Source organism: Shewanella sp. HL-SH2 (genome assembly GCF_051164935.1).
Classification (GTDB): domain Bacteria; phylum Pseudomonadota; class Gammaproteobacteria; order Enterobacterales; family Shewanellaceae; genus Shewanella; species Shewanella glacialimarina.
Map to the genome: position 1 here is coordinate 1,181,807 of NZ_CP195035.1, position 26,160 is coordinate 1,207,966.

The following is a 26,160-nucleotide window of genomic DNA, read 5'->3' on the forward strand; positions in this document are numbered from 1 at the left end:
GGTTTATGGATTAACTCCAGCTTATATAACTTATGCTTTATTTCATTATTGCGCTTAATGATTCTTGATTGCTGTAACGCTTAGCAATAAAGTCCAAAAAGGCACTGATATTTGAGGCTAATTGTCGCCTGCTTGAATATACGCCATACACTTTAATAGAATCCATTGGCCATTCTTGCAATATAGGCACTAAATTGCCTGAGGCGATTTCTTGCTTGCAACTGGTATTGGATAATAAGGCAATGCCAAAATCATCTAAGGCAAAGCGTTTAACCATTTTTGCACTGTTAACCCGTACTTTACGTTGAAAGGTGGCCATAAACTTACGGTTGCCTTTGCCTACCGACCAAATCGGCGCTGATAAACTCGTGCCTAATAATATGCCCTGGTGCTGATTGAGTTCTTGCGGTGAAGCGGGGACGCCATGTTTTTTAATATAATTTGGGCTGGCGACTAAAATCGGTTGTCTTTCAAATAATAATCTGGCAACTAAATCAGAAGACTGTAAAGGACCGTACTTAATGGCAATATCATAACCTTCACCCACTAGGCCAATGTCGCTGTCGGTAAACTGAATATCTAACTCTATATTGGGGTAAAGTCGCATAAAACTAGAGCATAAGTGACCAATTACTTCTTGTGAGAAAGACACTGGAATGGCAATTCTTAATGAACCAGAAATATCATTATGGGTGTTTTCTATGATGGCATTGGCGGCTTCAATTTCTTGGCTAATGGTTTCACAATGCTGAAAATATAGCGCGCCAACTTGGGTTAAGCTGATATTTCGGGTGTTACGTTGCAGTAAACGCACCCCTAATTCTTCCTCAAGTTGAGCAACTTTACGGCTAATTGTTGATTTAGCTTGTCCGATGTCTCGTGCAGCTTGAGAGAATCCGTTAGCCCTTACTACCGCTGCAAACAGCATCATACCGTTCAAATCCGGCATATTACCCTCACTGTCTCATTTATGGAACAAAGCGTCCAAGGTAGTTTATATGGTAATTAGCCTATTAACAAAGTTATATTTACGGGCTAAAAATTTCAGAGGCTAACGACGCAGAGGATCTAAGGATGACCAGCAAAAAGCAGCCCGCTAACAAGACTAAAGTACTATCAGCGGATCCATTATTTTTACAAGCTGAACACCTGGCTAAAGATTTTTCGTTATTTCCTGCCCATAGTAAGCAGAGTTTATCGGAAGAAGTTAAAGGGTTATTAACTGAAGATGCGATTCAAGCAAACTTAAAAGGTTTGGCGTCTTTGGATGTTGACGGCTACGTCAATAAAGTTATTTTACCGTCGCAAGACAAAAATCGCCCTGGCGCGAAACGCATGATTGCCGATTTAAAAGGTAAAATCATAGCAGAAAGCCATCTAGGATCATTCTACCGTGCTGAAGTTGAGTTAAACTTCGGCACTCGAACTCGCCGAATTGGTTTTGTTGCCCAAGAGCGCAGCACTGCTAACGGTGCTTGGATGCCTGAGCACCATTTAGCAGCCTGCAAAGCGATCCGTCACTTTGCTGAATTATCAATGCCTATTATTTACCTTATCGACACACCAGGTGCCGATGCGGGTGAAATCGCCAATAGTCAAAACCAGGCACATACTATTTCTAAAGCCATTGCAGAAAGCGCCAACGTTGACGTACCTACAGTGGGTATTGTGATTGGTGCAGGTTACTCTGGTGGTGCTATTCCACTGGCTGCAGCTAACATTTTGTTGTCTATCCGTGATGGTATTTTTAATACTATCCAACCGCAAGGTTTACAAAGCATTGCACGTAAGTACAACTTGTCTTGGCAGGAATGTGCTAAGTCTGTGGGGGTATCGCCTGAAGAGCTTTATACCGCAGGTTGTATCGACGGTATTATCGATTTCACCCCAAGCGATAAAGATGAGCGCCAACATAACTTACGTCGTGCCATTATTAGTTCAATTGAAGCGGTTGAGCGTGCGGCAGTGAACTTTGTGCGTGAGTCTGACGATTTAAAAGAACATTATGATCGCAGTTTACAGCGTTTCTTAGCACCGTCTAAGAATCTCGTTACCCTTGAAAATAATACCGGTTTGGCTGTGGCAAGCAACCCGACCATGCACCACAATATTTTTGGTAGTGCATACCGATATTTACGTTACCTGACCTTGCGCAGCCGTATCCATTCTATCTCGCTTGAGCAGTATGGTCGTTTATCAAAAGTGAGCGTACCAGAAGGTGATTTGCTTGAACGTATCAAGCAAGAGCAAGAGCGTGTGTTCCAAGCTTGGTTAACAAACCCTGATAAGCTGGTTTACGATGAAGACCTTAATAAGTTATGGGGCAATTTCTCGACTAAACGCAGTGAGGTGTCTACTGAGCGTAACGTCATTACTCGCTTTATTTTGGGTGAGCCGAAAGAGAACTATAAAAAAGCACGTAAGGCATTAATTTTTAACCTCGCATGGTCTTTATTCCACCGTTGGAAAGGTAACGCAGCTAACAACTTTAAAGGCTTAATTCAGCATTTAGAGTCATTACCAAAATCAGCAACGCAAGCCGCATGGCCTGAGCTAAATCAACTGACCGTATTAGATGTAGTGGTTAATGATGAACTTCGTGAAGATTTTATTTGGCACTGTCACAATATTCTGATCTTTAACGCTTTGTATGACAATGTTGTAGGCAGCTTAGCGTCTATTTCGAAAGAAGCGATGATGTCGAAAAGCTTGGCGCGTGCATCAGTTGATAAATTACTGCATAAATCAATTGATAATGCACTTTCAACTAATGATGAAGCCAATGACAAAGCCAAGTTCTACAAATGGCTTAAATACTTTATGGCACAATCAAACCGTGCTGAATTGTTAACCCGTGTAGAACAATGGAAAAGTGTCGGTTTCCCACAACTTAACGATTCATTATTCGTTATCTTGACTTATTTCTTTGAGCGTTTATTACCAGAATACTTCGATAGTGAAGATGAGCACGATAAATACACAGGGACAATCAACCCTGTACGTATTGGTCGTCGTAAAGATTTCTGGAACCGTTTGACCATGGGTTATCAAGATTTGTTAATCCAGAAGGTCCTTCGTGAAGAGAAGCAAAAAGGCAAAATGGGTTGGGAGAATGTGGTTGCCAAATTCTTTACTCAGTTTGACGAAATTAATGCAGACAAAATGTCGGCTAACTTGCTTAACTTCCCTGGGTTCCGTTTATCTATTGAAGATGCCATTGATAAGAAAATTCGCCCATGTGGTTTGATAACAGGTCTTGCTGATTTTAAGCACGAAGGTAAAAAATTACGCGTGGGTGTGGCAGTATCAAATATCGCCTTCCAAGCGGGTGCATTTGATATGGCCAGCGCTGAGAAGTTCAGTGCGCTATTAATTGAATGTGCTAAGCGTAAACTTCCGGTTATCTGTTTTATTAGCTCTGGTGGTATGCAAACCAAAGAAGGCGCAGCGGCGCTATTCTCAATGGCTGTAGTAAACGACCGTATCACTCGTTTTATTCGTGATAACGAATTACCGGTACTGATGTTTGGTTTTGGTGACTGTACCGGTGGCGCACAGGCGAGTTTTGTAACGCATCCTTTAGTGCAAACTTACTATTTGTCTGGCACAAATATGCCATTTGCAGGCCAAATGGTGGTACCAGCATATTTGCCGTCTACCGCGACACTGTCGAATTACTTGTCGAAAGTGCCAGGTGCAATGACGGGCTTAGTGTACAACCCATTTAGCGACACATTAGACGGTTTGTTGACGGGTATTGATCCATTAATGCCACTGCCAACAGCACGTATTGAAGACGTTATTGGTCAAGCCTTATCAACATTAGTGCCTGAGGTGGTTGAGGTTGAAGAAGTTATTCTTCAAAATGATCCCCGTGCATTAATGAAGCCTATCAACACAGTGCTTATTCATGCCCGTGGTTGTACAGCGGTTAAGTTAATTCGCAAAGCCCATGATAATAATATCAACGTCGTATTAGTTGCATCCGATCCAGATATGACTTCTGTACCAGCGGATATGCTAAAAGAGACCGATAAACTGGTTTGTATTGGTGGTAATACCTCTGATGAAAGTTACTTAAACGCTTATTCAGTGTTAAGAGTGGCTGACTACGAAGATGTTGATGCGCTTCACCCAGGTATTGGTTTCTTATCAGAAAGCCCGCAATTTGCTGCATTGTGTGTGAATAATGGTGTCAACTTTGTTGGCCCAAGTGTGCATTCCATGACCACTATGGGTAATAAGTCTAACGCGATTCATACCTCTCAAGCACAAAATGTCCCAGTTGTTCCTGGTAGCCACGGTATTTTGACTAATGCTGAGCAAGCCGTAAATGTGGCAATTGAAATTGGTTATCCTGTACTACTTAAAGCAGTACAAGGTGGTGGTGGTAAAGGTATTCAGGTGGTTAAACGCGCCGAGGATATGATTGGTTTATTCCAAAAAACGGCTACAGAAGCCGCAGCTGCATTTGGTAATGGCGACTTGTATTTAGAGAAGTATGTCACCTCGTTACGTCATATCGAAGTCCAATTGCTACGTGATAAATTCGGTAATACCAAGGTATTAGGTATTCGCGATTGTTCTGTGCAACGTAATAACCAGAAAGTGATTGAAGAATCTGGTTCAACTATGTTGCCAGAAGAGCTTAAGCAACGCGTGATGGAATATACTCGTGCATTGGGTGTCGCAACTGATTATATGGGCGCCGGTACTGTTGAGTTTATTTATAACTTAGATGCCAATGAAGTGTACTTCATGGAAATGAATACACGTCTGCAAGTTGAACATCCTGTTACTGAAGCCACTTCAGGTATTGATATCGTTAGTGCACAGTTTGATATCGCCGCAGGTCGTTCAATTGAAAACCTTCAGCCTGTTGATCAAGGCTATGCGATGGAAGTACGTGTGACGGCCGAGAAAGCCGCCTTAGACAGTCATGGTATTCTGCAGCTATTGCCTAACCCAGGTATGATCACTGAATGTATGATGCCAAAGCGTGATGATGTGGAGCTGATTTCGATTGCTGAAGCCGGTAAAGAAATATCACCATACTATGACAGTTTAATCGCGCAGATCATTATTCGTGGTATCGATCGTGAAGATGTTATCAAGAAAATGTATGAGTATTTAGATACAGTAGTGATTAAAGGTATTGCGACCAACATTCCGTTGTTGAAGCGTATTCTTAAAGATCGCACTTTCAATGAAGGCGTATACGACACTAACTACTTACCACGCTTAATGGCTGAGCTAGATATTCCAGAGCTTATTGCGGAAATGGAAGCTGCGGCAGAAAACATTAAAGTAGATACTGAGTCGTTACGTGTTGGTGAAAGTAATGAGCTGAAAGTATTGGCACAGGGCGCAGGTATTTTCTACACTTCACCAGCACCGGGTGAAGCTGATTTTGTTAAAGAAGGCGACATAGTGACTGTGGATCAAACATTAGCATTAACAGAAGCTATGAAGATGTTCTCGCAAGTGACATTAGCAGGCTTTAACCGTCAAGATGCAGTTTTATATCCTGAAGATCAGACATACCGTATAGAGCGTATTTTAAACAGTAACGGTCAACAAGTTTCACAAAATGACCTATTGTTTGTTATCTCACCGGTTGACGCATAACGGCTTAGCTAACTGATATAAGTTAATCTTGTAAGCCAGATAAAAATACCCGCCAAGTGCGGGTATTTTTTTGTTTAAATCAACTCTATTTTTCAATAAAAAATATCTTAATTGAGTTTAAGGTAGGTGAATTGCAATATTTTGACCAAATGGTAGTTTTTTTCTTGTTTGGTTAAAAAATATTCAATTATTTTTATTTTGCTGTTTTGTATAGATTAATTGCCTTTTTTTGCATTTTTTTTGATGAAAAGTCATAAATATTGCAACTCCTATTTGCGCCCAGCATGGTTCCAATTTACAATATGCGCCTAAAATAACCTGATGTGCGGTGTGTCGGTACTTTTCGCATGCTCCGTCTACTTCTTAAACTAATCATTAAAGTTGAATCATGACCGAATTATCCAAATACAGAAACATTGGTATCTTCGCTCACGTTGACGCGGGTAAAACCACGACCACCGAGCGTATCCTTAAGCTAACCGGTAAGATCCACAAAATCGGCGAAGTACATGACGGCGAATCTACAACTGACTTCATGGAACAGGAAGCTGAGCGCGGTATTACCATTCAGTCAGCAGCAGTAAGCTGTTTCTGGAATGATCACCGTTTCAACGTTATTGATACTCCAGGCCACGTTGACTTCACTGTTGAAGTATATCGTTCGCTTAAAGTACTTGACGGCGGTATCGGCGTATTCTGTGGTTCAGGCGGTGTTGAGCCTCAATCAGAAACCAACTGGCGTTATGCTAACGATTCAGAAGTTGCGCGTATCATCTTCGTAAACAAGTTAGACCGTATGGGTGCTGACTTCTTACGTGTTGTTAAGCAAACTAAAGACGTTTTAGCGGCTAACCCATTAGTGATGGTTTTACCAATCGGTATTGAAGACGAGTTCACAGGTGTTGTTGATCTATTGACTCGTAAAGCACACATTTGGGATGATTCTGGTCTACCAGAAAACTTCGTAATTACTGATGTGCCAGCTGACATGGTTGACTTAGTTGAAGAATACCGTGAAATGCTAATCGAAACTGCTCTTGAGCAAGACGATGACCTATTAGAAGCTTATATGGAAGGTGTTCAACCATCTATAGAAGACGTTAAGCGTTGTATCCGTGCGGGTACTCGTACAATGGCTGTGTTCCCAACATACTGTGGTTCAGCATTCAAAAACAAAGGTATGCAGTTATTGCTTGATGCCGTTGTTGACTACCTTCCAGATCCAGTTGAAGTTGATCCACAACCGCTAACTGACGAAGAAGGTAACGAAAATGGCGAATTCGCAATCGTTGACGTTGATGCTCCGTTTAAAGCATTAGCATTCAAGATTATGGATGACCGTTTTGGTGCATTAACATTCGTACGTGTTTATTCTGGTCGTTTGAAGAAGGGTGACACCATCCTTAACTCATTCACTGGCAAATCTGAGCGTGTTGGCCGTATGGTTGAAATGTATGCTAACGAACGTATAGAAATTGATTCAGCGCAAGCTGGTGACATTATTGCGATCGTTGGTATGAAGAACGTGCAAACTGGTCACACTCTATGTGATCCTAAGCACCCTTGTACACTAGAAGCTATGGTATTCCCAGAGCCAGTTATCTCTATCTCTGTAACGCCAAAAGATAAAGGCGGCAGTGAGAAAATGGGTATCGCTATCGGTAAAATGATTGCAGAAGATCCATCTTTCCGTGTTGAAACTGACATAGATTCTGGTGAAACCATCCTTAAAGGTATGGGCGAGCTTCACTTAGACATTAAAGTAGACATCCTTAAGCGTACTTACGGTGTTGAACTAATTGTTGGTGAGCCACAGGTTGCTTACCGTGAAACTATCACAGCAGAAGTTGAAGATAGCTACACGCACAAGAAACAGTCTGGTGGTTCTGGTCAGTTTGGTAAAATTGACTATAAAATCCGTCCAGGTGCTGCAAACACAGGTTTTGTGTTTAAGTCTTCTGTTGTTGGTGGTAACGTTCCAAAAGAATTCTGGCCTGCGGTTCAGAAAGGTTTTGGTAGCATGATGAACACAGGTACTATCGCTGGCTTCCCAGTGTTAGACGTTGAATTTGAATTAACTGATGGTGCATTCCACGCAGTTGACTCTTCAGCTATCGCGTTCGAAATCGCTGCTAAAGGCGCGTTCCGTCAGTCTATCGCTAAAGCTAAGCCACAACTTCTTGAGCCTATCATGAACGTTGACGTGTTCAGCCCAGATGACAACGTGGGTGACGTAATTGGTGACCTTAACCGTCGTCGCGGTATGATCAAAGATCAAAACGCTGGTATGACTGGTGTTCGTATTAAAGCTGAAGTACCGTTATCAGAAATGTTCGGTTATATCGGTTCTTTACGTACTATGACTTCAGGTCGTGGCCAATTCTCTATGGAATTCGCTCACTACTCACAATGTCCTAACAGCGTTTCTGAGAAAGTTGTTGCTCAAGTTAAAGAGCGTAAAGCTGCAGAAGCTAAGAAGTAATTCTTAACTTATCGCTGAAAAAAACCGTTGCCTAGGCAGCGGTTTTTTTATGCTTTAAATTTGGCTTGGTATGATGAAAATAAGATAAAAGTGCATCAGAAGAATATTATTATTAATATTTTCTTGGCACTTAAGTTAAAGACTTATGCGAGCTTACATAGCAAGCCATTGACAAGCTAATCTCAATAACCTCTTTCAGTTGGGCTTTATTAGGTTCATACTGTTTGCTCTACTGATTGACATCACAAACTTACATTGATGCCAAAAGCTAGGAACTGTCCTCAAGTTGACTCAAGCTGACTTTAGGTAATGCATTTGTTATTAAAGGAAAATATTATGAGCAAAGGACAAGACAGTAAAAAAGATGTGAAAAAGCAACCACTGCTAACCGCAAAGGAAAAGAAGGCTGCGAAAAAATCAAAGAAAGATGTATTAGGTAGATAGTCCGCGAGTGTTACCCATTCTACGGGGGCAGTCAAAAGGACATTGCTTGCGCGTTTTGATTTCACCCTGAAGATTAGCCTCTATGACTTCATCACCAAGATTTAACCCAGATGTTGTCGCATTTGGTTAGGCTTAATTAAATCAACGTACTCATCAAGGAGTGTTTGTGCTGTTGGTCTAACAATATGAGCTTCGGTATTAATACCCGGTTAATTCCATATAGCCCACACCTGAGTGCGTGCCTTCGATTTGTATAGGGCCTTCCCAATACGTTGTCGACAACAACATTTCACTATTGGGATTAAGTGCTTGGGTGGTGATATGAATGTTTTCGCTTTCAATATCAATTTTCCAGCCCGTGGGGTAGCGCGTATTTTTGCTGGTATGCCAAGTGATAGGTTGCATACTGATGTCATTGGGATGACTTGCACTGGTAATGTTACGGCCACTGCCATCAGCCAGCATAAGTCTAGCGCTGTAAAAACTATCCTGTGGTTGTTCACCTCTTAATCTAAACATCATTAAAGTCTGTTTTTTATCAAGTCGAATAGAAAACCAGTCCCAACCTTGCTGACTATCTGTTAATAGCTGTGAGCTCCACTCTCTGTCTAACCAGGCTTGGCCGCTGACCATGTCAGTTTTACCGTTACGGTTAATTGTGCCTGATACGTTTATATAAGGTTGGCTGTAATAGTGGGAGGCGACTTTACCGTCAGCACTTTTAATGCTCAACCCTTGTTCACCCTGTAATTGCCATGGGCTTTGACTGTCTAAACTCAATTGGTAACTAAACTGCTCACTTTCAACATTTAAGCTGGCGGGAAATGGGCTGTTGTTATGACTTTGCCAACGCCAATTATCTAAGTAAATTGCAAACGGATTGGCGGATACCTGTGCAAATTGTGGATGACTGCGGGAGAACTTCTCTGCGCTGTAATGCTCACTTTTACTGGTTAGCGCAGCATGGGCCATAAACATTTGATTGGTCGCCCAAGGAGACTGTTTAGGTGATATATTGTTATGTAGATCAGTAGATTGAGCCTTAGGTGGAGTCGGTGGGCTTAATGCGCTGCGAAATTGAGTCCATTGAATACCAATGGCTTCGCCATTTTGAGTGGTTAAGTTGGCCGTAATATACCACCACTCAATCCTGTAACCTTCATGGGGTTGATGATCCTGTGGAAATTCAAGTGTATTGGCGGGACTCACCTGGCTGTATTGCAGTAAGGTTTCATCGGCGGCCAAAAGCTTACCCATCGATATCCCCGTAGCGGGTTTACTGGTACCTTCTGATGATTCAGTACTAGGCTGACATCCCAGTAACATAAGCGTAAAAGTGGTTAGCAGCATTTTTGTTAACTTGCTATTTGAGCAACGCATTATAATGTCTCCTGCTGCAAGCTGCTGATCAGCGGTTTACGGGTTTGCCAATATAGCGGCAATGCTACTGAAACTAAGCAGCTTAGCATCGCAATCATCACCACTCTGCCGTAAGCTTGCCAATCCCATATCATGGCAATCGTCCAACCAAAAGCTTGCAAGGTGACTTTATTAATCAATAAGTAGCCTAATATTGCCCCCATTGGCAGGGCGAGTAAGCAGGTTAGTAATACAATTAACATCATTTGTGATGTCACCATGATTCTGAGCTGTTTGCGACTCACCCCCAAAGCATACAAACGCGCTAATGGCGCTAGCCTTGCCTGAGTTAGCATCATGCAAGCACTGAACAATCCAATGGCTGCGACCAGCAATGTCAGACTATTAAGCACTACTGTGATTGAGAAGGTTTTGGTGAACATTTTAATCGCTTCATCTTTGATACGTTGTTGACTATACATACTGGCCGATGAAAGTCCTTGTTGACTGATCAATGCTTGCTGAAGTAGCTCATTATCGGCTTGGTAATCCACAGCCAAACTTATGGGGTTGGGCGGTAAATGATAGTGTTGCCATAAATAGGGTGAAATGATCAGCTCGCCCATGGGGTTGCCATAATCAAAATAAATGCCGCCAATAGTGAACATCTCGCTATTGGTCTGTGCAACGGGTGTTGATAATAAGTTATTAGTAGTCTTGCTCAGTTTATCAATATTGATTTTATCACCGATATTAAGTTGATATTTTATCGATAATGGCTCGCTGATGAAGACGTTTTTACCCTGCTCAAATTCGCTCCAAAATGACTCATCTAAATTGTCTGGCGATTTAAATACAGTGGTGTTTTTAATCGAGTAAAAATCGCGACTGACCAGATTAATTGGAATTATGTTGCTAAGGTTAGATTGATTGCGTTGCAATTTAGCTTCTGTCTGCCATTGTTTATAAACAGCAGTCACCTTGGGCTCGGCATCCAGAAAAGCATTAACATCCAGTAGCGCATTCGGATTAGGCCGGATATATAAATCGGCATGAAGTCGGGCATCTAGCCATTGTTTTAAGGTGACTTCAAAACTGCCGACTAAGGTGTTCATTGAAATATTGGCGCAAAGGGCCAGCAATATAGCCATCATCGCCAATGATAATGGCGCGATAATCTCTTTTGTTTCTGCTACCACATATTGCCATATACCTTTTGGCATTAAAGGTAATAGTAATCTCACGCCAATGCTGATTGTCATGGGTAACAATAACGGAATGGCAATGGTAACAATACCGAGCAATATCAAACTGTGCTTATATTGAGAGGTAAAATTAAACAGTATCGCGCTACTTGCTAATAATATACAGGCGGTTAACGCCTGTTGTTTAAACAGTTTTTCATAAGGTATTAACTGTGCTTGGCGTAGTGCACCCTGCGCCAAGGACATACGTGACAATTGTAATAACAATGGCCAACATGCTCCAAGCGAGGCAACTAAAGTTAACCCTAATCCTTGTGCAAACCATTGCCATTGCCATAAACCGGGCAGTAATTTTGCGCCATATATTTGTTCTAATGTCATCGCGACCATAGGTTGTAACCACTGGGATAATTGCAGTCCAATGATAAAACCGATAATACTGCCGACAATCACCAAACAGATAATTTCAATAATCAGCGCGATGAGTAAGTTATGACGACCTACACCCATTTGCAGTAACTGAATAAACAGCCTTTGCCGTTTCATTAGGCTGTAGCGCACGCCGTTGTAAGCAATAAATAACCCGACAACAAATGCCAACATACTCATAGCGTCTAAATTTAAATGAAAGCTTGCTGTGAGTGCACTAAGAGACTCTCCATCATCTTGATTGTCTATGAGTACCTGGCGACTATCAAATCCAGCCTGTTCTAAAGCGGCAATGATTTGAGTTCGCTGCGAGTCGATAACCGATGGTGATTTATCAAGCGGAAAAAAGATGGCGATATAACTTAACTTACCGGGCATATCTAATAATTGTTGCGCAAAAGAAATATCCGCCAACATGCTATTACCCAAACCGAGACTGGCTTCTATTGGAATAATCTCTACTGGAATATCATTTAAAATGAGCTGCTCTTGGGTCAGTGCATTTATTCTTTCGATAAGATTGTCAGATATTACTACGCTAGGATTACCGGCTAATAAGCGCTGTAATGGAATTGCGGGTGTTGTTTGCTTGGCCTTTGATGACTGGTCATCTTGGTGAGGTTGCATTGACACAGCCGCCATAATGTCACTGCCATTGACCTTCCATGATCGCCCTTGTGGATCACTTGCTATGCCTTCAATGACCGCTAGTGCCGGAATGCCAGCTTGGCGTAAGGCAAAGTAAGCGGCTTCATCGATCCCAGTTTGATCTTTATCGGTAAGGTAAAAACTGGCCCGTTGGCTCAATAATTCGGTTGTTTCACCATAGCTTTGTTTAGCATTCTCATTAGTGGCTTTAACGCCTATCAGTAAGGTTACCGCCAGCATAATACCGAGTAAAATAGCGCTGGCTTGAATAGGGGTCTGGCGATAATGGCGGCTGAAAACCACTAGGCAGCGCTTAATAAGGGACAATGAAAGTGTCATAAGCAATTATACCGTGAGGCTTTGAGTTGCATGGGTTTCAACAATATGGCCTTGCTGTAAATGCCAACGGGTTTGCATAAATTGAGCGCATTGTTCGCTGTGGGTCACCATTAATATACAAGTATTAGCTTGCTTTGCCAGTTCAGTTAATAATGACATGACCTGCATGCCAGCCTGTTCATCAAGGTTTCCGGTGGGTTCGTCAGCGAGCAAAAGTGGTGGTTTATGTGCCAATGCCCTAGCTATAGCGACACGTTGTTGTTGACCGCCGGATAAGGTTTCAACCGGTCTGGAGAGTAATTCAGTGAGCCCAAGCTGCTGGCATAATTCATCACACCAATCATTCCAAGATTGATTATTTAACGCTAATGCAAAACTAATATTATCTTTGACATTCAAGGGTGTGAGTAAATTAAATTGCTGAAATACCACACCTAAACATTGTCTACGGTATAGGCTCCAGTGTGCATCTTGCCAGTTTGTCGTGTCATTAAGATTTTGTGCGCTAAGGATATCCGGTGATGATGCTAATGATAAATGACCTGAGTCTAGGGTTTCAAAACCGGCAATAATGTTTAGCAGAGTGCTTTTACCACTGCCACTAGGGCCGGTTAATGCCACTGTTTGCCCTTGGCTTAACGTCAGGCTGACGTCATCAAGTACTTGATGAAATGTGCCGCCGTCTTTAAAACCTTTGTTGATATTTTTAAGTGCAACAATAATGCTCATTTTTATCCCTGTGCTGTAGCGCTTTAGGTGCGATATCAGTCTAAAGCAATACGTCCTTTTTGGTGCTGACGATCAGCGTATCAATTTAGTCTTGATGGCCTTTTTCATTAGCAGTTGTTATTTTTATAAAGAACACTATTCAAACCAACCTGCATAATTGCCATTGGGTTCAGCCAGTGCGGCTTTGGCCTTGTCTGGGTAATTACTGAATACTCCGTCAACGCCAATCGATTTTAAGGCACGAATGTCATCAGGGTTATCCACCGTATAAACATACACTTTAGCGCCACGCTGGTGGGCGTCATCGATTAATGCTTGGCTGATAAAACTCAAATCTATATGCGCAGAGTATGCTTGTAAATCTGTGACGATTTTGGCTAAATCGAGCGGGATCCCACCCAATAGCGGTGCCACGTAAGCCGTGGGTAATGCTTGTTTGATTTGGGCAAGGTAGGGATGATTGAATGAGCTCATTAATAGCTGTTCGGGTTTGAAGCCTAATAGTGAAATAGCCTGAGGGTATAAAGCCAGCAGTGGCGGTACAGTATTATCGCCTTTTAGCTCAATATTGACGATGCAGCGGCCTTTAATCAGTTCAAGCACCTGCCATAAAGTGGGTATAGGTTGGTGTTTAACATTAAGCTTAGCTAATTGATTTAATGACGATTGGCGGATAAGACCGTGACCGTTAGACTTACCTTCTAAGCGACGATCATGAAACACCACCAATTGCCCTTCAACATTATGGACATCGAGTTCTATCGCTTCTGCACCTAAATCCAATGCTGCTTGCATTGCAACCAAAGTGTTTTCGGGATGATAACCACTGGCCCCACGGTGGGCAAATATAAGCATGGTACGTTCTCTGGTTGGTGGTAAGCACAATACAATGGTGTTAATTTGCCCCAATTACAAAGATATGGCTAGTATTGAAAGGTTAAAGTTTGTTTTTCTTATGGCTTTGTTGAGTTTCAAATAATGCCGTTGCCACAATAATAGCCCCGCCGATTAAGGTTTGAGTGCTTAACTGCTCACCCAAAACGATTAATGCCAATATCGCGCCATAAAATGGTTGTAAACAGGATACTAATCCGACCGTTTTAGCACTTAAATACCGCAGCGCAGTAGTGAATAAAGCATGCGGCGCAGCGGTAAATACCACTCCTAACAGAATAACCAATCCTACAGTGTGCTGATTAAGATCTGCCATACTGACATCTTGCCATGGGCTTAAAAACATCACTGCAACTAAAGTTTGATAAAACATCGCATGCGGGCCACTGTAGCCTGTGAGGTAACGTTTATGTAGCAGGTTACGGGCGGTGAATAACGCCGCAGACAACACGCCGACTAAAATGCCTAAGGTTATGTCATTATCAAGATTAGGTTCGGGGATTAATAAAATGACCCCAATCAATACGGCTAGGCCGGAAACTACATCGACCCATTTAAGTTGGGTACGGTTGATTAAAGGTTCGACTAACACTGTCATCACAGGATAAGTGAAGAAGGCAATCATACCAATGGCAACAGATGATAATTGCATCGCGGCAAAATACGTTACCCAATGACAACTCACGAGAACACCGAGTAAAATGGCAATAAGGTAATCTTTGCTATGACGTAATTTGAGGGTTTGCTTGCTGGCCTTTACTAGTAAAGCCAGAACAAAGGCTGCGACGATACAGCGTAAAAAGGTAATGTTAAGCGCACTTAGCGGAATAAGCTTAGAAAAAAGCGCCGTACCACCAAACAGTAATACGGCTAGATGTACTTCAACTAACCCCGAGCGAGGTTGAGTGGTAGGCACTTTTAATCGCTATTTAAGGTTAATGTTTGCAAACGCTTGACCTAAACGAGTCACTTCGCCAGGTTCTACGCCATCAGCGAAGGTATCAATGGCATCTTGGGCAAATAACATCACCACAGTACTGCCTAACTTAAAGCGGCCCATTTCAGCGCCTTTCTCTAATGTTAATGCTTTAGGGCCTGTGGTTGGATAATCCCAACTAAAGACCTGCTTGCCACCGGGCGGTGTTACTGTGCCAGCCCAAATGGTTTCAATGCTAGCTACAATCGTTGCGCCAACTAATACCATGGCTAATGGGCCTATTTCAGTTTCAAAAATAGCGACTACACGTTCATTGCGGGCAAAAAGCCCTGGCACATTTTGCGCGGTGAGTGGGTTAACTGAAAACAAGTCGCCTGGTACATAAGTCATTTTAGACAAGGTGCCGGTAATCGGCATATGAATACGGTGATAGTCTTTTGGTGCAAGGTAAATAGTGGCAAAATCACCGCCGTCAAAACGGTCGGCATCGGCTTTATCACCACCGAGTAAAGCTTGCGAAGTGTAACTATGCCCCTTGGCCTGGAATATGTTGCCAGATTCAATTGGGCCACATTGGCTAACCGCACCATCAACTGGGTGCGCCATGATGGTTGCGTCTTGGTTTATTGGGCGTAAACCTTGTTTTAATTCACGGGTAAAAAAGGCATTAAAGGTGTTGTAAGCTTCAGGCTCACTTTTAGCTGCTTCTGACATGTCAATTTTGTATTGATTAATGAACCACTTAATAAATACGGTAGTCAGTACCCCAGCTTCTGCTGCGGCAAACTTACCGACTAAGCGTGATAAAAAATGTTTTGGCATGATGTATTGCAAAGCAATTTTTAATGAGTCCAATTTTATTTCCTTACTTTTTTATTAGTTTTGTACGATGAATATGTGTTGGTAAATTAAGTGACTTAAACATGTTTCGCTAAATTAACGTCGACATTCATTATTTCGAAATATCATCAATGGCACGAAAGTGTCGTGCATGTCGCTGTTCATCAAGGCTAGCAATAATACGGTTATAGTTATAAAACCTGTCTTGGGTAATTTTGCCTTCTTTTAAAGCCGTTTGTAGCGCACATCCGGGGTCATCCCCATGTTTGCAGTCTCTAAACTTACAAGTGCCTAAAAACTCTCTAAATTCAATAAAACACCATCCCACTCGTTGAGCATCTAAATGCCACAGAGCAAACTCACGCACACCCGGAGAGTCAATTAAATCGCCGCCACTGGCAAAGTGTAATAGTTTTGCGGTTGTAGTGGTGTGTTGACCTAAACCAGAATTACCAGACACATCGCCGATAAGTAAGTCAGCTTCAGGCATTAATGCATTAATGACCGATGATTTACCGACGCCAGATTGTCCTGCAAACACACTGACTTTATCTTTTAGTAAGTCTTTAAGATCTGCAATGCCTTCACCTGTATGGCTACTCAGTTGGTAAACTTGATAACCAATGTCGCGATAGCGGGCTAAGGCTTGTTCAATTTCAGGGCGGTTTTCATCGTTCAATAAATCGATTTTGTTTAACACAATAACCGGTGCAATGTCAGTGTCTTCACAGGCCACCAGGTAACGGTCAATAATTTGGGTCGTAAAGCTAGGCAATACCGATGACACGATAAGAATTTGATCAATATTGGCGGCAATAATTTTCACGCCATCATATAAATCAGGGCGAGTGAGGGACGATTTTCGCGGATGAACAGCCTCAACAATACCGCCAATGTTGGCGTTTGATTGCACTTCAGTGGCTAAACGTACAATAACCTTGTCACCTGTAACTAAACTGGTGACCGCGCGGCGAATATTGCAGCGGGTGATAATGCCGTCTTGGGTTTCAATATCAGCATGTTGACCAAAACGAGATATCACCACACCGGCTTGTTCAGGTGTTAATAAATGATCTTGAATATCAGCACTGTCGCTGGCTGAATCGGTGCGATTTAATCGTTTTGATTGATTTGCACGCATGCGCCTTAATTGGCCTTGGCTTAGGGGTTTCTTTTTACTCACAGAGAGATCTTCATCAATTAAAGGTATTTTTTTGTGTCTTAAAAGGATTATGATACACGCAATGAAATAAAAATGCCTGAAATTAGGGCAATAGATAGAATAAGGCGAACGATATGGCTGCAGATGCGAAAAATTTGATTTGGGTTGATCTTGAAATGACAGGGCTTGAGCCTGAAGTCGATAGAATTATTGAAATTGCCACTTTAGTGACGGATCAAGATTTAAATATCATTGCCCAAGGACCTGTTTTAGCCATATATCAAACCGATGAAGTGCTAGCGGGAATGGATGATTGGAATCAAAAACATCATGGTGAGTCAGGTCTAATTGATCGGGTTAAAGCCAGTAAACACAGTGAGCAAGATGCGATTGATCAAACGATTGAGTTTTTATCACACTATGTTCCTAAGGGCGCATCACCTATGTGTGGTAATAGCATTGGCCAAGATCGCCGTTTTTTGAACAAGTATATGTTAGAGCTTGAAGATTATTTCCATTACCGCAATGTCGATGTCAGCACCATTAAAGAATTAGTCCGTCGTTGGAGCCCTGAAACTATGAATGGCTTTACAAAAAAGAATACCCATCAAGCATTAGAAGACATCAAAGAATCTATTGCTGAATTGCAGTATTATCGTGGTCAGGTATTTAAAATTTAACCAAACGATTCAGTTTTTGCAAAAAGAGTGCAAAAAGGGGTTGCAGCATATTAAATATTACCTATAATGCGGCCTCAACTTTCTACAGAGTGTTAAGCTTTGGATTATAGAAAGTAGGAATTTGAAATTAAGCGACATTAGCTCAGTTGGTTCAGGTAGAAAGACGATACCTTGCTGATTGTTACAAATGAAGCAAATAGTAAGCGACATTAGCTCAGTTGGTAGAGCGATACCTTGCCAAGGTATAGGTCATCAGTTCGAACCTGATATGTCGCTCCAAATTCCAAGATGATTTTGAAATGCGACATTAGCTCAGTTGGTAGAGCGATACCTTGCCAAGGTATAGGTCATCAGTTCGAACCTGATATGTCGCTCCAAAATCTAAATTTACAAAATGATTTTTGATATGCGACATTAGCTCAGTTGGTAGAGCGATACCTTGCCAAGGTATAGGTCATCAGTTCGAACCTGATATGTCGCTCCAAAATCACATACCTCCATAAAAACTTTCCCACTTTACATCATCAAAATAGCAATAAAAATTAGCTCAGTTGCGATTTTAAAAATTGCGATACCTTTTTGTTTGCCAAGTTATAGGTCATCAGTTCGAACCACTCCTTATGAAGAGAGAGTCGCGCCAAAATCACATACCTCCTTAAAAAATTTCCCACTTTACATCATCAAAATAGCAATAAAGATTAGCTCAGTTGCGATTTATAAAATTACGATACCTTTTCGTTTGCCAAGGTATAGGTCATCAGTTCGAACCACTCCTTATGAAGAGAGGGTCGCTCCAAAATCACTTACCTCCTTAAAAAATTTCCCACTTTACATCATCAAAATAGCAATAAAGATTAGCTCAGTTGCGATTTATAAAATTACGATACCTTTTCGTTTGCCAAGGTATAGGTCATCAGTTCGAACCACTCCTTATGAAGAGAGGGTCGCTCCAAAATCACTTACCTCCTTAAAAACTTTCCCACTTTACATCATCAAAATAGCTAATAAAAATTAGCTCAGTTGCGATTTTAAAAATTGCGATACCTTTTTGTTTGCCAAGGTATAGGTTATCAGTTCGAAGCACTCCTTATGAAGAGAGGGTCGCTCCAAAATCACATACCTCCTTAAAAACTTTCCCACTTTACATCATCAAAATAGCAATAAAAATTAGCTCAGTTGCGATTTTAAAAATTGCGATATCTTTTTGTTTGCCAAGGTATAGGTCATCAGTTCGACCCATTCCTTATGAAGAGAGGGTCGCTGCAAAATCACTTTCTCAGTTTGAATATCTAATTTGAAATGCGATATTAGCTCAGTTGACTGAGTGAAAGGGCAAGTATCTTTTCACATCACTCGGGCTAAAAAAGTAGTCGTTTATACGAATAACTTCCAATAAATACAAGAAGGGGCCAACTCTTCTATCCAACTCCTGTTAAAGGCCTAGTCAAATAAATATAATAATGCTACTCATAGAAGTATGGGTGTTGTTCGATTGAATGTGTGTATTCTATTTATGCAAATATTGCGTATGTTTTCATGGCATACTAATCTTAAACTAATTAAAAAAATAAAAAGGTTGTCTAATGAATATAGAGTCGATCAACACTGAGCGATCGCTATGTACTAATTGTGCGAAGGAAAATAATTTAGACTTTGATTTTACTATGGCCTTTCAACCAATTATTGACTGTAGCACTCAAAGCATTTATGGCTATGAAGCATTAGTTAGAGGGATTAATAATGAGTCAGCATATGCCATTTTGTCTCAGGTTACTGCTGACAACCGGTATGTTTTCGATCAGCTTTGTCGTATTAAAGCGATCGCTTTAGCGTCGGAGTTAAACATAAGCTCGATGCTAAGCATCAATTTTTTACCTAATGCGATTTATAACCCAGAGCGCTGCATTCGAACGACCTTAGACGCCGCTAAAAAGTATAATTTTCCAACAGAAAACATTATGTTTGAATTCACAGAAGTTGAAAAAGTTGAAGATAGCAAACATTTAAAGGAAATTGTTGAATACTACCAAAAGCTTGGTTTTAAAACCGCCACAGACGATTTTGGCTCTGGCTACTCAGGTCTTAATTTATTGGCAGATTTTCAGACTGATATTGTAAAACTAGATATGGCATTAATTCGAAATATAGACAAAGATAAAGTGCGTCAGTCAATTGTGATAAATACTTTAAATTTACTTACTGAACTAAACATTACGCCTTTAGCTGAAGGTATTGAAACGAAGGAAGAATATCTGTTTCTTAAAGAGGCGGGTGTTAAACTAATGCAAGGCTACCTGTTTGCGCAACCTGGATTCAAGTGTTTACCTGAAGTGAACTTCGACATGCTTTGAAGGTTGAATATAGACATTTTCAACGGTTAATATAAGCGCTTTTTTTATAGCGCTGAGTTCCAAATATACACTAGCCCTATTATAAATTATGCCTTATTTTTGATATCGCTAAATTTTGATATCGCCAAAAACAGTATCCACGATCGATGGGGCCCATAGATATCCCAATCACTCCATGTTGAGTAAGGCATCAATACTCCTAAAATCTTCCTCAATTCCGTTAAGTGATCCAGCACGCATTTCTTCATTAATCCCTAATATAAAAACATCAAACAATCAAAAATATGACTTTGCTCAAATACTTGTTAAGTGAAATTTCTAATAATGAAGTTAATTAAGTTATCCCTGATAATCTCAGGCTGTAAAGTGAGGTAGTGATATATGCGTATTCAACAATTAAGTGAATTACTTGAGTATGTTGCCAAATGTCGATTAAACATGGGCAAGTTGTACAAACGATTACACCGTAACGCAGACTCTTCTCGCGTGAAGTTAATGTTGGAATACTTTCAGCAGCATGAGAAGCATATCCACGATACGCTAGAAAGCTATATTGAAGATGCGCCAGCTAAAATTCTTGATACCTGGTATCAAGATGTTGTTTTTGAGGATTTTATTAAGCGTTGTGATGAAGCTGTTTTACCAGCTAATATGGATGAAGAGCAAGTGTTAGAGTTACATCTTGATCTTGAAAATCGTTTAATTGAGTTTCTCGAAAAAACTGCAGAATTAACCTCTTGTAATGATGCGAAAAGTGCACTGCTTGATGTGATCCATGTTGCGAAAACACAACAGAAGCGTTTAGTACACAGTGTACTTCGTATGGATGATATTTAGGCTTTAGCCAGCATTTAACTTTTGATTGACTCAAAAATGCCAGCAATGATATTGCTGGCATTTTTATTTGTTGAAAAAAGCCACATGCAGCTGTAGGAGATAAATATAGAACTCTGGTATATTGTGGCTTTGAACCTCTTTTATAATGCTTTTGGCTGTTTGATATGACTTCTATTGTTAAAAATCTTGAAAATGAACAAGCTACAGTGGCAATTGGACAATTTATTGCTCAAGGACTAATGCCGCCATTAACGATTTTTTTAACTGGAGACTTAGGCGCAGGTAAAACTACCTTGAGCCGCGGAATTATTCAATCTTTAGGTCATAAAGGTGCGGTTAAAAGTCCAACGTATACCTTAGTTGAGCCCTATGAGTTTGATGGCTTTGATGTATTTCATTTTGACTTATATCGTGTCGCTGACCCAGAAGAGCTCGAATTTATGGGAATTCGTGATTATTTTAATAAAACCAGTATTTGTTTGGTTGAGTGGCCTGAGCATGGGCAGGGTATGTTGCCTGATGCCGATCTTCATTTGCATTTACGCTATAAAAATAATCAACGAGAAATTGAAATTAACGCTTTGTCTGCTTCTGGGCAAACAATTTTGAAAAAATTAAAATAATAATGACTCTACATAAAGCCATTCTTCATCTTACCTGCTGGGTAATAATAAGTACCTCGTTTACAGCACACAGTGCTAACGAGCTCGATAGTGTGCGCATTTGGGCTGCACCAGAATCAACTCGTGTGGTATTTGACTTATCGCAAGCGCCTCAGTATGAATCGTTTACGCTAACCAATCCTGAACGACTCGTTGTGGATATTAAAAATGCCAGCAATAAAGTCCAATTAGACAGATTAAGCAATAATAGTAAATTAATTAAACGTATTAGGGTGAGTCAATCGCCTGGAAAAGGTATTTTACGGCTAGTTTTGGACCTCAATAAACCAATAAAATCTAACTTGTTTACGCTATCTCCAACAGCTCCATACGGTAATCGTTTGGTGGTGGATTTAGATGATTCCTTTAGCGCAGAAACAAAAGCTAAAGTCACTACCCACTCTTCGGGTACGAACCGTAATATCGTTATTGCCATTGATGCTGGGCACGGTGGCGAAGATCCAGGCTCTATTGGTCCTACAGGTATTTATGAAAAGCGCGTTGTACTCGATATTTCAAAACGCCTTGCGGATAAAATTAATGCGACTCCTGGTATGCAAGCTGTGATGACGCGTACCGGAGATTACTTCGTTGACTTAAACCGTCGCTCAGAGTTAGCCCGCCGCAGTAAAGCGGATTTATTATTATCTATTCATGCTGACGCATTTACATCGCCTCAGCCTAGAGGAGCATCGGCGTGGGTGTTATCAATGCGCCGAGCTGACAGTGAATTAGGTCGATTACTTGAGCAAACAGAAAAGCATTCAGAGTTGCTAGGGGGTGTGGGTGATATTATTCAAAATTCTGATGTTGAAAAATATTTAGTGCAAACGCTTATCGACATGCAGAAAAATAATTCGATGGTAATGGGTAATGATATTGCCAAAGATATTTTGCGTGATCTTGGTAGCGTTACCCACCTTCATAAAAAAGAGCCAGAAGCGGCGAGTTTGGCGGTATTAAAAGCGGCGGATATTCCGTCTATTTTGATTGAGACGGGGTTTATCTCAAACCCAGGTGAAGAGAAACTACTCGTTAATTATAATCACCAACAAAAGCTGGCTAATGCTATTCATAAAGGTGTCGTGCGATATTTTGAAACCAATCCACCTTCAGGCACATTACTGTCTCAGAGTGCCAATACTAAGCATAAAGTTCAATCCGGTGAGTCTTTGTCGGTTATCGCGAAACGCTATGGTGTGAGTGTTAATAATCTTAAAAAGGCAAATAATTTAAGTTCAGATGTTGTGCGTATCGGCCAACACTTGGTGATCCCAAGGGCATAATGATGGCTATCCAACTCCTTCCCCCTCAACTTGCAAACCAAATCGCCGCTGGCGAAGTGGTTGAGCGCCCAGCTTCGGTAGTAAAAGAACTGGTCGAGAATAGTCTAGATGCAGGGGCTACAAGGGTTGATATCGAAATCGATAAAGGCGGCAGTAAGCTGATTCGCATCCGTGATAATGGGTGCGGTATTCCCCAGGCTGAACTTGCATTAGCCTTGTCGCGTCATGCCACTTCTAAAGTGCACACATTAGATGATTTAGAAGCCATCATGAGTTTTGGTTTTCGCGGTGAAGCACTGGCGAGTATTAGCTCAGTTGCACGCTTGACGTTAACCTCAAAAACCGCAGAACAAACTGAAGCTTGGCAGGCCTTTGCTGAAGGTTCACAAATGGATGTTAAAGTGACGCCGGCGGCGCACCCTCAAGGTTCGACGATTGATGTTGTCGACTTGTTTTTTAACACTCCAGCAAGAAGACGTTTTTTAAAAAGTGATAAAACAGAGTTTACCCATATTGATGAATGGTTAAAACGTATTGCTATCGCGAGATGTGATATTCATTTCACCTTGACCCATAATGGCAAATTAGTCCGTCAATATCGTCCTGCTAACACCGAAATTCAGCACCAACAACGCTTGGGTCAGATATGTGGCCGTCAATTTGCTGAAAACGCGCTAACTGTGTCATGTGAGCATGCAGGCCTATCATTACAAGGTTATTTACAGTCGCCGTTTGATAATGTCATCAGTGATAGTAGCTATTTTTATGTTAATGGCCGTTTAGTGCGCGATCGTCTAGTGAATCATGCAGTAAAACAAGCATTTGCAGAGCAAGGAGTTGAGCATCAACCTGGTTATGTGTTGATGTTAGATTTAGACCCACATCAAGTAGATGTCAATGTGCATCCTGCAAAACATGAAGTACGGTTTCATCAATCACGTTACGTACATGATTTTATATTACAAGCTTTGCAGTCTGCTTTAGTGCAAGCGCTCGATTTTATTTCTGTATCTGACTCAGTAAACTCAGCAACCCTGATCAATAGTGATGAGGCTGTTACGGCGAATACTTATCCGCAAACGCAGTTTACTGCTGGTCACTTTTCACTTTCAGAGTCGGTAGAATCTGAATTATCTCATAATCATGCTTCAAGTGATGTCGCAGGCCGTCCTAATAGCATTAGTCAATTCGGTAGTATGCATATTCCGGGGCAAGCAAGTCGCTCATTTGGCGGATATTCATCTGACCTTAAACCTCGTTATGATGTGAATTCTAACGAGAAAGCTCCAGCATCTAAGCCCTATACACAAGTCCCTAATAAACATATCAGTCAAACAACGATTGAGAGTTATGGACAACTTCTACAAGTATCCGATGACGTTAGCCAAAATACAGATACTAGTCACTATTCTGCCGGTATGCTGCCAAATACTTCAATAGTAAAACCTATGCCGAATGTGTTAAATAACCAATTTTGGGTCATAGTGTCTGAAAGTGAATTAAAATTAATGCCAATTATTGAAGTGCAAAAAACAGTTGTTCAACAGGAAATTTTGCACAAATTAGCGATAGGGTTAATCGGCCAGCCTCTATTAATGCCTGTATCGATAAAAGCCGATCCTGACTGGCAATTAATACTTGAACAGGGTGAACCTTTTTTGCGTCAACTCGGTATTGAGTTAACAATTCGCTACGGGCAGTTGATTATCAAAAAAGTGCCCCCATATTTGAGAGATAGCCAGTTGGCCACCGTGATACCAGAGCTATTACAATGGATGGCAGCAGTAAAGCCAAATAATGAAGCATTAGCACTTTGGATTGCACAGCAATCAAACGATAAGTTTGTTGCCCCGCAAACGATTTGGCAAAAGTTTTGTCTACTTACAGAGGCAACTCAGCAAACAATATTAGCCAATGCCAAAGCATTACCTTGGCAAGCATGGATTAAAGAAAACGCGTGAATAAAGTCGAACGGCCAAAAATCATCTTTTTGATGGGGCCCACAGCTTCAGGAAAGACTGCATTGGCCATACAAATGGCTCAGCAGCATAACTGTGAGTTAATTTCAGTCGATTCTGCGTTGATTTACCGTCAAATGGATATTGGTACCGCAAAGCCAACAGCAGAAGAGTTGGCGCAGGCACCACATCGTTTGATTGATATTTTAGACCCTAGTGAGAGTTATTCCGCGGCTGACTTTCGTCGTGATGCACTAGAACAGATTGAGCAAATTGTTGCCCATGGTAAAACGCCTTTGTTAGTTGGCGGTACTATGATGTATTTCAAAGCATTGTTAGACGGTTTATCGCCTTTGCCCGCAGCAGATGAGACGATACGAGCACAAATTTTAACTGAGGCAGAAAGCCTAGGTTGGGAGACATTACATCGACAACTGTGTGAAGTTGACCCAGTTGCGGGTGAGCGAATTCATCAAAATGATCCACAAAGATTGTCGCGTGCATTAGAAGTTTTTCGTATCACAGGTAAGACGATAACAGAGTTAACTCAGATTAAGTCTGCCGAACTACCGTATGATGTAATACAATTTGCGATAGCACCTAGCGATAGAAAGGTATTACATGGGTTGATTGCAAAACGCTTTCTGCTTATGTTAGACCAAGGTTTTATCAATGAAGTGGCTCAATTAAAGGCCCGTGGCGACTTGCATTTAGATATGCCATCTATGCGTTGTGTCGGTTATAGGCAGTGTTGGGAGTACCTTGATAATGAGGTTGATCATGCGACTATGGTCGAAAAAGCTACCGCTGCCACTAGGCAATTAGCCAAACGTCAATTAACATGGTTGAGAAGTTGGCCTGATTTGCAATGGCTAGAAAGTGGCGATGAAATGAATTTAGTTACACTTATGCGACAATGCTGCTAGCTAATTAGCTGTTACTGTATAATACTCAAACTAAAGAATAAAACTTGAATTACATATTTTAAAAAGAAAAAGGAAATTACAAAATGGCTAAGGGGCAATCTTTACAAGACCCATTTTTAAACGCTCTGCGTCGTGAGCGTGTACCCGTTTCGATCTACTTAGTAAACGGTATTAAGCTTCAGGGACAGGTTGAGTCTTTCGACCAATTCGTGATCTTGTTGAAAAACACAGTGAGTCAAATGGTGTACAAACATGCCATTTCGACAGTCGTTCCAGCCCGTCCATTTAATGTGACAAGTCATCAAGGCACAAATGCTTCTGATGAGGATGATACGGAATAAATAACTTAAAAAGGATACTGCTT

The 26,160-nt window shown here is 41.2% G+C and carries 18 protein-coding genes and 3 tRNA genes; 13 read left to right on the forward strand and 8 right to left on the reverse strand.

Features of this window, described 5'->3' with window-relative positions; genetic code table 11:
* Nucleotides 1-37 precede the first annotated feature (37 nt).
* The gene (locus ACRWP9_RS05195) at nt 38-949 is read right to left on the reverse strand and encodes a LysR family transcriptional regulator (protein WP_434928239.1); all 912 of its coding nucleotides are present in this window, start codon (nt 947-949) and stop codon (nt 38-40) included.
* Between the two features lie 125 nt (nt 950-1,074).
* Here ACRWP9_RS05195 and ACRWP9_RS05200 point away from each other — a divergent pair, with 125 nt between their 5' ends.
* Nucleotides 1,075-5,628, forward strand: a complete 4,554-nt coding sequence (locus tag ACRWP9_RS05200) for a biotin carboxylase N-terminal domain-containing protein (RefSeq protein ID WP_434928241.1) — start codon at nt 1,075-1,077, stop codon at nt 5,626-5,628.
* 388 nt (nt 5,629-6,016) lie between these two features.
* Nucleotides 6,017-8,110: an elongation factor G gene (gene fusA, locus ACRWP9_RS05205; RefSeq protein WP_434928243.1), complete on the forward strand. Its 2,094-nt coding sequence runs from the start codon at nt 6,017-6,019 to the stop codon at nt 8,108-8,110.
* 642 nt (nt 8,111-8,752) lie between these two features.
* Here the strand turns inward: fusA and ACRWP9_RS05210 are convergent.
* From ACRWP9_RS05210 to rsgA, 7 genes are all read right to left on the reverse strand, one after another.
* On the reverse strand, nt 8,753-9,934 hold the full coding sequence (locus ACRWP9_RS05210) for a lipocalin-like domain-containing protein (RefSeq protein ID WP_434928245.1): 1,182 nt from the start codon (nt 9,932-9,934) through the stop codon (nt 8,753-8,755).
* Complete coding sequence (locus ACRWP9_RS05215) at nt 9,934-12,534, reverse strand: FtsX-like permease family protein (RefSeq protein ID WP_434928247.1); 2,601 nt, start codon at nt 12,532-12,534, stop codon at nt 9,934-9,936. Before ACRWP9_RS05215 ends, ACRWP9_RS05210 begins: the two co-directional genes overlap by 1 nt.
* Nucleotides 12,535-12,540: 6 nt before the next feature.
* Nucleotides 12,541-13,263: an ABC transporter ATP-binding protein gene (locus ACRWP9_RS05220; protein WP_434928248.1), complete on the reverse strand. Its 723-nt coding sequence runs from the start codon at nt 13,261-13,263 to the stop codon at nt 12,541-12,543.
* A gap of 135 nt (nt 13,264-13,398) precedes the next feature.
* Nucleotides 13,399-14,118: a glycerophosphodiester phosphodiesterase gene (locus ACRWP9_RS05225; protein WP_434928249.1), complete on the reverse strand. Its 720-nt coding sequence runs from the start codon at nt 14,116-14,118 to the stop codon at nt 13,399-13,401.
* 82 nt (nt 14,119-14,200) lie between these two features.
* Nucleotides 14,201-15,073 carry a DMT family transporter gene (locus ACRWP9_RS05230; protein WP_434928250.1) on the reverse strand — a complete coding sequence of 291 codons (873 nt, stop codon included), beginning with the start codon at nt 15,071-15,073 and terminating at the stop codon, nt 14,201-14,203.
* A gap of 9 nt (nt 15,074-15,082) precedes the next feature.
* Entirely contained in the window at nt 15,083-15,949 is an 867-nt protein-coding gene (gene asd, locus ACRWP9_RS05235; protein WP_226411233.1) for an archaetidylserine decarboxylase, read from the reverse strand.
* A gap of 97 nt (nt 15,950-16,046) precedes the next feature.
* Complete coding sequence (rsgA, locus tag ACRWP9_RS05240; protein WP_226411232.1) at nt 16,047-17,117, reverse strand: small ribosomal subunit biogenesis GTPase RsgA; 1,071 nt, start codon at nt 17,115-17,117, stop codon at nt 16,047-16,049.
* Nucleotides 17,118-17,230: 113 nt separating this feature from the next.
* Here rsgA and orn point away from each other — a divergent pair, with 113 nt between their 5' ends.
* From orn to hfq, 11 genes are all read left to right on the forward strand, one after another.
* Nucleotides 17,231-17,776: an oligoribonuclease gene (gene orn / locus ACRWP9_RS05245; RefSeq protein WP_226411230.1), complete on the forward strand. Its 546-nt coding sequence runs from the start codon at nt 17,231-17,233 to the stop codon at nt 17,774-17,776.
* 203 nt (nt 17,777-17,979) lie between these two features.
* Nucleotides 17,980-18,055 (forward strand) — tRNA-Gly (locus tag ACRWP9_RS05250).
* A gap of 22 nt (nt 18,056-18,077) precedes the next feature.
* Nucleotides 18,078-18,153: transfer RNA gene (locus ACRWP9_RS05255), tRNA-Gly, on the forward strand.
* A 31-nt stretch (nt 18,154-18,184) separates the two neighbouring features.
* A tRNA-Gly gene (locus tag ACRWP9_RS05260) sits at nt 18,185-18,260 on the forward strand.
* Between the two features lie 1,099 nt (nt 18,261-19,359).
* On the forward strand, nt 19,360-20,127 hold the full coding sequence (locus ACRWP9_RS05265; protein WP_434928251.1) for an EAL domain-containing protein: 768 nt from the start codon (nt 19,360-19,362) through the stop codon (nt 20,125-20,127).
* A 381-nt stretch (nt 20,128-20,508) separates the two neighbouring features.
* Nucleotides 20,509-20,964 (forward strand): hypothetical protein, encoded by a 456-nt coding sequence (locus tag ACRWP9_RS05270; RefSeq protein WP_434928252.1) that lies wholly within the window; start codon nt 20,509-20,511, stop codon nt 20,962-20,964.
* A 164-nt stretch (nt 20,965-21,128) separates the two neighbouring features.
* Nucleotides 21,129-21,587: a tRNA (adenosine(37)-N6)-threonylcarbamoyltransferase complex ATPase subunit type 1 TsaE gene (gene tsaE, locus ACRWP9_RS05275; protein WP_226411225.1), complete on the forward strand. Its 459-nt coding sequence runs from the start codon at nt 21,129-21,131 to the stop codon at nt 21,585-21,587.
* Nucleotides 21,588-21,589: 2 nt separating this feature from the next.
* Nucleotides 21,590-22,912, forward strand: a complete 1,323-nt coding sequence (locus ACRWP9_RS05280) for an N-acetylmuramoyl-L-alanine amidase (RefSeq protein WP_434928253.1) — start codon at nt 21,590-21,592, stop codon at nt 22,910-22,912.
* A 2-nt stretch (nt 22,913-22,914) separates the two neighbouring features.
* Entirely contained in the window at nt 22,915-24,873 is a 1,959-nt protein-coding gene (gene mutL / locus ACRWP9_RS05285) for a DNA mismatch repair endonuclease MutL (protein ID WP_434928254.1), read from the forward strand.
* Nucleotides 24,870-25,796, forward strand: a complete 927-nt coding sequence (gene miaA, locus ACRWP9_RS05290; protein ID WP_434928255.1) for a tRNA (adenosine(37)-N6)-dimethylallyltransferase MiaA — start codon at nt 24,870-24,872, stop codon at nt 25,794-25,796. The genes mutL and miaA overlap by 4 nt, the downstream gene beginning before the upstream one ends.
* Before the next feature lie 83 nt (nt 25,797-25,879).
* Nucleotides 25,880-26,137 (forward strand): RNA chaperone Hfq, encoded by a 258-nt coding sequence (hfq, locus tag ACRWP9_RS05295; RefSeq protein WP_434928256.1) that lies wholly within the window; start codon nt 25,880-25,882, stop codon nt 26,135-26,137.
* Nucleotides 26,138-26,160 lie beyond the last annotated feature (23 nt).

Coding starts and splice junctions, on each gene's coding strand:
- ACRWP9_RS05195 (WP_434928239.1), bottom strand. CDS start 949: ATGCCGGATTTGAACGGTATGATGCTGTTTGCAGCGGTAGTAAGGGCT.
- ACRWP9_RS05265 (WP_434928251.1), top strand. CDS start 19,360: ATGAATATAGAGTCGATCAACACTGAGCGATCGCTATGTACTAATTGT.
- orn (WP_226411230.1), top strand. CDS start 17,231: ATGGCTGCAGATGCGAAAAATTTGATTTGGGTTGATCTTGAAATGACA.
- ACRWP9_RS05200 (WP_434928241.1), top strand. CDS start 1,075: ATGACCAGCAAAAAGCAGCCCGCTAACAAGACTAAAGTACTATCAGCG.
- ACRWP9_RS05270 (WP_434928252.1), top strand. CDS start 20,509: ATGCGTATTCAACAATTAAGTGAATTACTTGAGTATGTTGCCAAATGT.
- ACRWP9_RS05210 (WP_434928245.1), bottom strand. CDS start 9,934: ATGCGTTGCTCAAATAGCAAGTTAACAAAAATGCTGCTAACCACTTTT.
- fusA (WP_434928243.1), top strand. CDS start 6,017: ATGACCGAATTATCCAAATACAGAAACATTGGTATCTTCGCTCACGTT.
- ACRWP9_RS05215 (WP_434928247.1), bottom strand. CDS start 12,534: ATGACACTTTCATTGTCCCTTATTAAGCGCTGCCTAGTGGTTTTCAGC.
- ACRWP9_RS05220 (WP_434928248.1), bottom strand. CDS start 13,263: ATGAGCATTATTGTTGCACTTAAAAATATCAACAAAGGTTTTAAAGAC.
- mutL (WP_434928254.1), top strand. CDS start 22,915: ATGGCTATCCAACTCCTTCCCCCTCAACTTGCAAACCAAATCGCCGCT.
- ACRWP9_RS05280 (WP_434928253.1), top strand. CDS start 21,590: ATGACTCTACATAAAGCCATTCTTCATCTTACCTGCTGGGTAATAATA.
- tsaE (WP_226411225.1), top strand. CDS start 21,129: ATGACTTCTATTGTTAAAAATCTTGAAAATGAACAAGCTACAGTGGCA.
- hfq (WP_434928256.1), top strand. CDS start 25,880: ATGGCTAAGGGGCAATCTTTACAAGACCCATTTTTAAACGCTCTGCGT.
- ACRWP9_RS05225 (WP_434928249.1), bottom strand. CDS start 14,118: ATGCTTATATTTGCCCACCGTGGGGCCAGTGGTTATCATCCCGAAAAC.